Annotated in this window: 10 protein-coding genes; 8 read left to right on the forward strand and 2 right to left on the reverse strand. The window is 36.7% G+C overall.

The window, feature by feature from the left end; translation table 11 throughout:
- Nucleotides 1-197 (forward strand): hypothetical protein (locus tag GSY74_RS10770; protein ID WP_223157420.1); only part of this gene is annotated, 197 nt, incomplete at its 5' end.
- Between the two features lie 13 nt (nt 198-210).
- Here GSY74_RS10770 and GSY74_RS01050 read toward each other — a convergent pair.
- The gene (locus GSY74_RS01050; protein WP_164663245.1) at nt 211-1,599 is read right to left on the reverse strand and encodes a Na+/H+ antiporter NhaC family protein; all 1,389 of its coding nucleotides are present in this window, start codon (nt 1,597-1,599) and stop codon (nt 211-213) included.
- A gap of 96 nt (nt 1,600-1,695) precedes the next feature.
- Between GSY74_RS01050 and aroQ the strand changes: the two genes are divergently transcribed.
- The 7 genes from aroQ to mnmA all read left to right on the forward strand — a co-directional run bounded on the left by aroQ (nt 1,696) and on the right by mnmA (nt 6,653).
- Nucleotides 1,696-2,187 carry a type II 3-dehydroquinate dehydratase gene (gene aroQ / locus GSY74_RS01055; RefSeq protein WP_164663246.1) on the forward strand — a complete coding sequence of 164 codons (492 nt, stop codon included), beginning with the start codon at nt 1,696-1,698 and terminating at the stop codon, nt 2,185-2,187.
- A 98-nt stretch (nt 2,188-2,285) separates the two neighbouring features.
- Nucleotides 2,286-3,305, forward strand: coding sequence for a M24 family metallopeptidase (locus GSY74_RS01060; protein ID WP_164663247.1), 1,020 nt, complete (start codon nt 2,286-2,288; stop codon nt 3,303-3,305).
- A 34-nt stretch (nt 3,306-3,339) separates the two neighbouring features.
- Nucleotides 3,340-4,425 carry an Mrp/NBP35 family ATP-binding protein gene (locus GSY74_RS01065; protein WP_164663248.1) on the forward strand — a complete coding sequence of 362 codons (1,086 nt, stop codon included), beginning with the start codon at nt 3,340-3,342 and terminating at the stop codon, nt 4,423-4,425.
- Nucleotides 4,426-4,434: 9 nt separating this feature from the next.
- Nucleotides 4,435-4,662, forward strand: coding sequence for a hypothetical protein (locus GSY74_RS01070; RefSeq protein WP_164663249.1), 228 nt, complete (start codon nt 4,435-4,437; stop codon nt 4,660-4,662).
- Between the two features lie 5 nt (nt 4,663-4,667).
- The gene (locus GSY74_RS01075; protein ID WP_164663250.1) at nt 4,668-5,147 is read left to right on the forward strand and encodes a hypothetical protein; all 480 of its coding nucleotides are present in this window, start codon (nt 4,668-4,670) and stop codon (nt 5,145-5,147) included.
- A gap of 7 nt (nt 5,148-5,154) precedes the next feature.
- Entirely contained in the window at nt 5,155-5,634 is a 480-nt protein-coding gene (folK, locus tag GSY74_RS01080; protein WP_223157421.1) for a 2-amino-4-hydroxy-6-hydroxymethyldihydropteridine diphosphokinase, read from the forward strand.
- A complete protein-coding gene (gene mnmA, locus GSY74_RS01085; RefSeq protein WP_164663251.1) occupies nt 5,631-6,653 on the forward strand; it encodes a tRNA 2-thiouridine(34) synthase MnmA in 1,023 nt (340 codons plus the stop codon). The genes folK and mnmA overlap by 4 nt, the downstream gene beginning before the upstream one ends.
- A gap of 126 nt (nt 6,654-6,779) precedes the next feature.
- On the opposite strand, the gene GSY74_RS01090 is transcribed toward mnmA, so the two are convergent.
- Nucleotides 6,780-7,726 (reverse strand): retropepsin-like aspartic protease (locus GSY74_RS01090; RefSeq protein ID WP_164663252.1); only part of this gene is annotated, 947 nt, incomplete at its 5' end.

The raw sequence follows: 7,726 nt of genomic DNA on the forward strand, positions 1-7,726 counted from the left end.
ACAATATTATAATAATAATTACTCTTGTATTTGTTGTAGCCATAGCTTATATAGCATGTTCTATCATAAGCCCAAGTTCATGTAACCCAAGTCACAATATCAAATCTGATAAAGTTAAGGACTCCTCTACCATAACTACTGAAAATGAGGAAGGAGAAAAAGAAGATATCCCAATCAAGGATGTATCCAAACCATAAATATGTCTAATCTTTACACTCCTTGCATCCACCCCATAATCAGATATAAAACCGAAGCCAATCCCGCAGAGATAAGAGCATAGGGCATCTGTGTTCTTACATGCGAGATGTGGTCACAACCACTTGCCATTGAGGAGATAATCGTAGTATCAGAGATAGGTGATACATGGTCTCCAAAAATTCCACCAGAGATTACGGCTCCTATCATCAGAGGTATGTGCATATCAAAACTTGCTCCAAGTGCGAGGGCGATAGGCATCATGATGGAGAATGTTCCCCAGCTTGTACCTGTGGAGAAAGAGGTTAGGGCTGATACCAAAAAGACCAAAAATGGTAGTAGAAATGGTGAGATATTACCATCCATAACATGAGCTAGATAATCTGCTGTTCCTAAACCTTTGATGACATTTCCGATGAGAAATGCTAGAAGTAAAATCAGCACTATTGGAACCATATCAGATATACCTGCGTATAGTGATTTGAAATACTCTTTGTGTTTTAGGTGTCTACCCATGATATAGTAAACATATATAAAAGCTAGAGTAGCAATAACAGAGTAAAATACAGAGGTGGAGCCTGAACCTTTGAGTATATCTCCATCACCTGTATAGTATAGTGAGATTGGAACCATAACTATTAGAACAACTAGAGGTAGTATCATAAGTAGAGGAGATTTGTTTTTATGATTCTCTATCATGGGGCTAGAGTCTATTTTGTGGGGTTTAGCATGACGCATTGAACCTATGTTTATATCAAATAGTATTACGGCTAGAACCAAAAATATAGTTATGAGTGAGTAGAAGTTAAATAGAATAGACTCTATAAGCAGTGCGACTCCATCACCTGTTATGACATTGGTATCAATCGCCGTTATGATAAGCCCCAAAAGCAAAGCACCCCAAGCGTTAAAAGGTATCAAAGAGCAGATAGGTGCAGAGGTGGAGTCGCATACAAATGCTAGTTTCTCTCTGCTTACTCCATTTTTATCACAAAGAGGTTTAGCTACGGTTCCTGCTACGAGTGCCGTGATAGAGGACTCTATAAATATTACAACCCCCAAAACATAAGCAATAAGCAAAGCACCTTTTGGTGAGTCTAAGTTTTTATGTTTTGTACTAAGATAATTGATAAAACCATTAACCCCACCAGAGTCGCTGATAAGCTTGATAATAGAGCCTACTAGAAGAGCAAATAGGACGGTTTTGGTTATCCACCCTTCTGCAAATAGTCCTACAAATCCATCAAGAAGAGCCAAGATAGCCTCTAGTGGATTGAAGTGATGAATTACTAACTCTCCCAAAAATATACCAGAGAGTAGAGATACTACTACATCTTTTGTGATGATTGCCATGATGATGATAAAGAGTGGAATGAGAACGGAGAGTATCCCTAGATTTTCCATGATTTTTCCTCTTGATGAATTAAAAGTGGATTATATCATTAATTAAAAGCAAATTTCGATAAAATATGACCAAAATTTAATTGAAGGTAAGAAATAATGAAAGTAGTAGTAATCCAAGGTCCAAATTTAAATATGTTAGGTCATAGAGAGCAGAATATTTATGGTCCAATGAAGTTAGAAGATATTCATAAGCAGATGGAGGGTTTTGCACAGCAAAATGGTATAGAGATAGAGTTTTTTCAGAGCAATTTAGAGGGTGAGATTATAGATAGACTTCAGGAGTGTATGGGTGAGGCTAATGGTATTATTATCAATCCTGCTGCATATACACATACATCTATTGCTATTCGTGATGCGATTGCTGCTGTTCAGATTCCAACTGTTGAAGTTCATCTCTCAAATATCCATGCTAGAGAGGAGTTTAGACAGAAGTCATTGATAGCTCCTGTATGTGCAGGTCAAATTTCTGGTTTTGGTCCATTCTCTTATCATATGGCAATGGTTGCTATTACTCAGATTATGAATGAAGTAAAGGCTATGAAAGAGGCACAACAGGCTCAACAGGCACAGCAGAATCTTCAAAAGTAACAACTCTTTTGGAATCGGAGACTAAAGTCGCGAATATAACGAGGCTAAAGCCATCGGTTCCTAGTTTTGAAAGATATTTAATAAGGTAATCCATTTCCATGAATTATATACTAAAAAATGAAAATGCAATATATTATGAGTGTGGTTATAGCTGTGATAATGCACTCTATATCAAGCTTGGAGCTGAAGCTTTTTTTCTTACGGATAGTCGTTATAAAATCGAAGCAGAGCAGAGGGTTGTTGGTGCAGAAGTTATTATAGAGAGAGACCTGTACAAAACAGCCAATAGGATTTTGAAAAAATCAAAAGTTAAAAGACTGAACTATGACTCCAAAGAGTGGAGTATATTTGCTTTTGAGAAGTTGACCGATAAGTTGAAGATAAAACTCAAACCAAAACCTGACTTCTCTCACAAAAAGAGGATTATTAAAAGTTTTGAGGAGATTGAGACTCTAACTATAGCTTCTCAACTTGGAGCAGAGGCTTTTGATTTTTTTGCAGATATGATTAGGCGTGATGGCTTCAATAGAGATGAGTATAGTCTAACCTATATGGCAAAAACAGCACTCTCTGGATATGGGAAATATGAGCTATCATTTGACCCAATAGTGGCAGTAAATGCCAACGCTTCAAAACCACACGCTATGCCAACAGCTAATATTTTACAAAAAAAAGATCTGCTTTTGGTTGATGCAGGATTGAAGTATAAACGCTACTGTTCGGATAGGACAAGAACGGTTTATGCTAACAAAAATTTCAGTTTCGATATAGAACAGAAGTTCAAGAGCAAGAAGATTCAAAAAGCTTATGATACGGTTCTAAAAGCTCATGATAACGCCATAGAAAAAGCTAGAACAGGTATGAAAGCTAAAGAGGTAGATGCTCTGACTCGTGATATTATTGACAAAGCTGGTTTTGGAAAATATTTTGTTCACTCAACAGGTCATGGTGTGGGACTAGATATACATGAGATGCCATATATCTCTTCTAAATCAAATACTGTTATAGAGGATGGTATGGTCTACACAATTGAACCAGGGATTTATATACCTGATGAGTTTGGGATTCGTATAGAGGATATGGTGGCGATGATTGATGGTCGGGCTGTAAAGATATAATATTGTCAAATAGTAACTATAAGGAAAATCGTTTATGATAAATAGGGAAACAGTTGAAGAGAGATTATCAAAAGTCATCTATCCGAACTTCAAAAAAAACATTATGGAGTTTGGTTTTGTTAAAGAGATTTCAATAGAGGATGAAAAGATAACCATCAAACTAGATATTCCATCTGCCGACCCAAGGATAAAAGCACAACTAGAAGATGAGATAAGAAAAAGAGTTGCTCCAAAAGAGGATATGGTAGTAGAGGTTCAAATAACTCAACCCAAAGTCCAAAAAGAGACAAGCTCACAAGGCAAAAATGTTTTGCCAAATATTCAAAATTTTGTAATGGTTAGCAGTGGAAAAGGAGGGGTAGGAAAATCAACTACAACAGTCAATCTTGCCATTGCACTGGCACAACAAGGTAAACGAGTTGGACTGCTTGACGCTGATGTTTATGGACCTAATATTCCAAGAATGATGGGGATAGAGGGTGTGCAACCTGTTTTTTTGGGTAAAAATATTAAACCCATTATGGCTCACAATATACAAGTGATGTCTATCGGTTCACTAGTAGAGAGAGGGGCTTCACTCATCTGGAAAGGGGCTATGGTGACCCAAGCGATAGAGCAGATGTTAGAGGATATTTTGTGGGACAAGCTAGATGTACTACTCTTTGATATGCCTCCAGGGACTGGTGATGCTCAATTGGCTTTGGCTCAGAGTCTGCCTGTTACAGCAGGTGTCTGTGTTACAACTCCACAAAAAGTAGCTCTGGATGATGCGATTCGTAGTATGGATATGTTTCAAAACCTCAAAATACCCATTGCAGGAGTGGTGGAGAATATGAGTGGATTTATCTGTCCAGAGAGTGGCAAAGAGTATGCGATTTTTGGTAAAGGAACCACCGCTCCCCTTGTGGAAAATTTCAAAACTCAACTTCTAGGAGAGATACCGATAGAACCTGCCATAAGAGAGGGTGGAGACAATGGACAGCCTATTAGTGTTGTTGCTCCAAATTGCGAAACGGCTAAACGCTACCAAGAGGTAGCTAACAAACTTTGGGATTTTCTTATCAAAGTGAATGCAGAGGGTGGAGTTGATAATGAGTCAATTCAGCCTACTATTTTTTAGGAGTATAGAGTGAAACATCTTTTTAAAGAGCTGTATGGTGCAGGTATTATCTTTTTCTATTATATTAAATGGCTCATCTTTATAGGGTTGCCAATTTTGTATTATGGATTGGATTATAAGCAAAATATCATTATGGATGTTTTGTGGGTCTACTGTTTTGCGTTGATTACCAAAGATTTTATTATGAGGGTAGTGTTGAAAAAGAGATATTGTGATATAGATACGAAGAAAAGATAGCTAAGATGAGACTAATTTTGATATTGACACTTCTATCACTCAACTACACCGTTGCCCAAAATAGCTACTCTACAAAGTCCAATTGGCTTATAGATACCAATAGCAGTGAAGAGAAGTTCAAAAAAATAGAGAAGCAGTTAAGGGGATTTGACCTTGCGATGGTTGAGGTCGGATATAGATTTAATAGTTTCTATTTTGCTATCAAAGATAAAAACTACCCTCTAGCTAATTACCAATGGGATAAAATTAAAAAGGCTATGGAAAATGGAGTCCAAAGAAGACCAAAACGAGAGAGTAGTAGCAAAGCCATGTTTTTGGATACTCAATACAAGAGCATGAAAATAGCATTGGATAAAAAGGATGATAAACTTATAGCAAAAGAGTATCAACAGACAAAGCAGGTGTGTAATGCCTGTCATGTTGCAGAGAGAGTACCATTTATAGATGTTATAGACCCACAATATAGATGGCAACCAATTAAATAGGACTATTTTGGCAGAATATTCATTCATTAAACTTTTTACTAAACTCTACCCCTACCATACAAAAAAGAGAAGTTGCAAACTGTATCGAGCTGTTTTGGGTATAGGTGGAAATATTGGTGATGTTCCGAGACGATTTAACCATCTGTTCTATTATCTGAAAAAATCACCATTTGTAGATATAATAGAGACTGCTCCTATTCTCAAAAATCCACCATTTGGTTATATAAATCAAAGTTATTTTCATAATTCAGTAATAGTTATATCTACAAACCTGCAACCTAAAGCACTTTTACGCTATATTCTCCATTGTGAAAAGAGGTTTGGACGCACTCGTTCGTTTAAGGATGCTCCTAGAACGCTAGATATTGATATGATTTTTTATGAAAATAGGGTGATTGAGAGTAGAGATTTGACTCTGCCTCATCCTCACTGGCATAAGAGAGATTCTGTGTTGATACCTCTAAAATATTTAAAGAGTAAAATATGAGTAAAAAAGTATTAGTAGGTATGAGTGGTGGAGTTGATTCAACTGTGAGTGCCATTTTGTTACAAAAAGAGGGTTATGAGGTAGTAGGTGTCTATATGAAACTGCATGACAATGAAGCGTATCACGAAGAGAACTTCTCAAAAGCCAAACGAGTTGGAGAGTATCTTGGTATCAAAGTTCATTTTCATGATTTATCTAGTGAGTTTAAAAATGAGGTTTATGACTATTTTGTAGATACCTATAGAGAGGGACTTACCCCAAATCCTTGTGTTCTGTGTAATAGAACGATAAAGTTTGGTAAAATGGTCGAGTTTGCAGATAGTTTGGGGATAGAGAAAGTGGCAACTGGACACTATCTAAACTGTGATGGTGAGTTTTTCTATATGGCAAAAGATGAGAGCAAAGACCAGAGTTATTTTGTAGCACAAGTGAGAAAGGAGATACTGCCTAGACTTATATTTCCGTTGGGAAAGTGGCTCAAAGAGGATGTCAAAGAGTTTGCCAAAAATATACCACTGCTACAAGATATAGGAGAGCAAAAGGAGAGTAGCGAAATCTGTTTTGTGGAGAATGATTATACTGAAATCTTGGAGAGACATATGAATATTGACCAAGTAGGTGAAACGGTCAATTCTGATGGTAAAGTGGTAGGAACGCATAAAGGTTATATGCACTATACTATAGGAAAACGGCGTGGTTTTACGGTGGATGGGGCGCATGACCCACACTTTGTATTATCTATAAATCCAAAAAGCAATCAGATAGTTGTAGGAAAAAGAGATGAACTTGCAAAAGACTCTTTTGCTATAAAGAAGATGAATTTTTTTGAGGATTTAGGTGATGAGTTTGAGAGCATGGTCAAAGTACGATATAGAACAGAAGCGATTCCTTGCAGGGTTAAGCTAAATGGAGATGGGGGTTTTGTCACTTTGGGCGAACCTGTATATGGTCTAGCCTATGAGCAGGTTGCCGTTTTTTATGATGATAATAGAGTAATAGGCTCTGGAATTATCTGTTAGTTCTTGGCATCTTTTGAACCAATATAGTTCGGGTGTAAACACGCCGATTCCGAAAGTGCAGATTGCATATAAGGAAACGATGGCTTTAGCCTCGCCCACTATTTACGCGACTAAAGTCTGCGTTTCCTAATTCTTTTCAGCCAAATATAGTAAACTCCTATTCTGGTCAATCTTGAAATTAAACTGCTCAAAAAAGTTCATTCCAAGTAGTCCATCAGCACCTCTATCTTTAAATGGAGCTGTAGTTACTGTAAAATCTTTCAACTCAATATCCTCAATAGTTAGACTCTCTGCTTGACAAAGATTTGCAACTATCTCTCCCCCTGCTGTATTGAGAAGTATCTCTTTTTCTATAACCAAAGAGGGTACTTTTTCACTATCAATAAATGTATAACTAGCTCCTGTATCGAGTAGTAGCGTCACAGGAATCTGATTGATAGTAAGATTGATACTATAGTGTGAGTCGATTTTAATCAGAGGTATTTTGTGAGTATATTGTGCTAGTTCTTTCTCTCGTAACTCTATATTTTGTAGCATAGTTTGAGCTTTCGCACCATAAGTAGAGTCGCTGTCTATATATTCAAGTAGCTCTTGAACTTTTTCGTAGTTATCTAAGTTATAGTAGAGTTCGGCAAGTCTGATTGAGTATTTTTCACTCTTTAAGTTTTTGGAGATTATATCTTCTAAAAATGAGATAAGTTTTGTGAACTCTTTTGCCTTTGTGAGTCGCTCTATATAGGACTCAATGGTACTGTTTAGGTCATGCGAAATGGATTTTGAACTTCCCTCTTGATGAGTCTCTTGAAGTTCAAGGAGTAGTTTTATCGCTTTTTCAAACTCACCTTTTTCACTATAGTATTTAGCCAAATATAGTGGAATATCTTCTGATTGTGGCTCTATCTCCATATAGTATAGTATCTGCTCAATAGTTTTTTTTGGAAATCTATTTATTCTATCATAGAAATATGCCTTTAATGCAAGTTGATATTCACTTAGTTGCTCGTTATCAGCCTCCATATAGAGTGCCATAGCGTCAGAGAAGTTATCTTGGTCTAAAAGAGATTGAAAAGATA

The sequence above is a fragment of the Sulfurovum sp. bin170 genome, assembly GCF_010892395.1.
Classification (GTDB): Bacteria; Campylobacterota; Campylobacteria; order Campylobacterales; family Sulfurovaceae; genus UBA1140.

Excerpts from the sequence above, each read along its gene's own strand:
- GSY74_RS01065 (WP_164663248.1), top strand. The coding sequence starts at position 3,340 with ATGATAAATAGGGAAACAGTTGAAGAGAGATTATCAAAAGTCATCTAT.
- GSY74_RS01050 (WP_164663245.1), bottom strand. The coding sequence starts at position 1,599 with ATGGAAAATCTAGGGATACTCTCCGTTCTCATTCCACTCTTTATCATC.
- GSY74_RS01060 (WP_164663247.1), top strand. The coding sequence starts at position 2,286 with ATGAATTATATACTAAAAAATGAAAATGCAATATATTATGAGTGTGGT.
- mnmA (WP_164663251.1), top strand. The coding sequence starts at position 5,631 with ATGAGTAAAAAAGTATTAGTAGGTATGAGTGGTGGAGTTGATTCAACT.
- aroQ (WP_164663246.1), top strand. The coding sequence starts at position 1,696 with ATGAAAGTAGTAGTAATCCAAGGTCCAAATTTAAATATGTTAGGTCAT.
- GSY74_RS01075 (WP_164663250.1), top strand. The coding sequence starts at position 4,668 with ATGAGACTAATTTTGATATTGACACTTCTATCACTCAACTACACCGTT.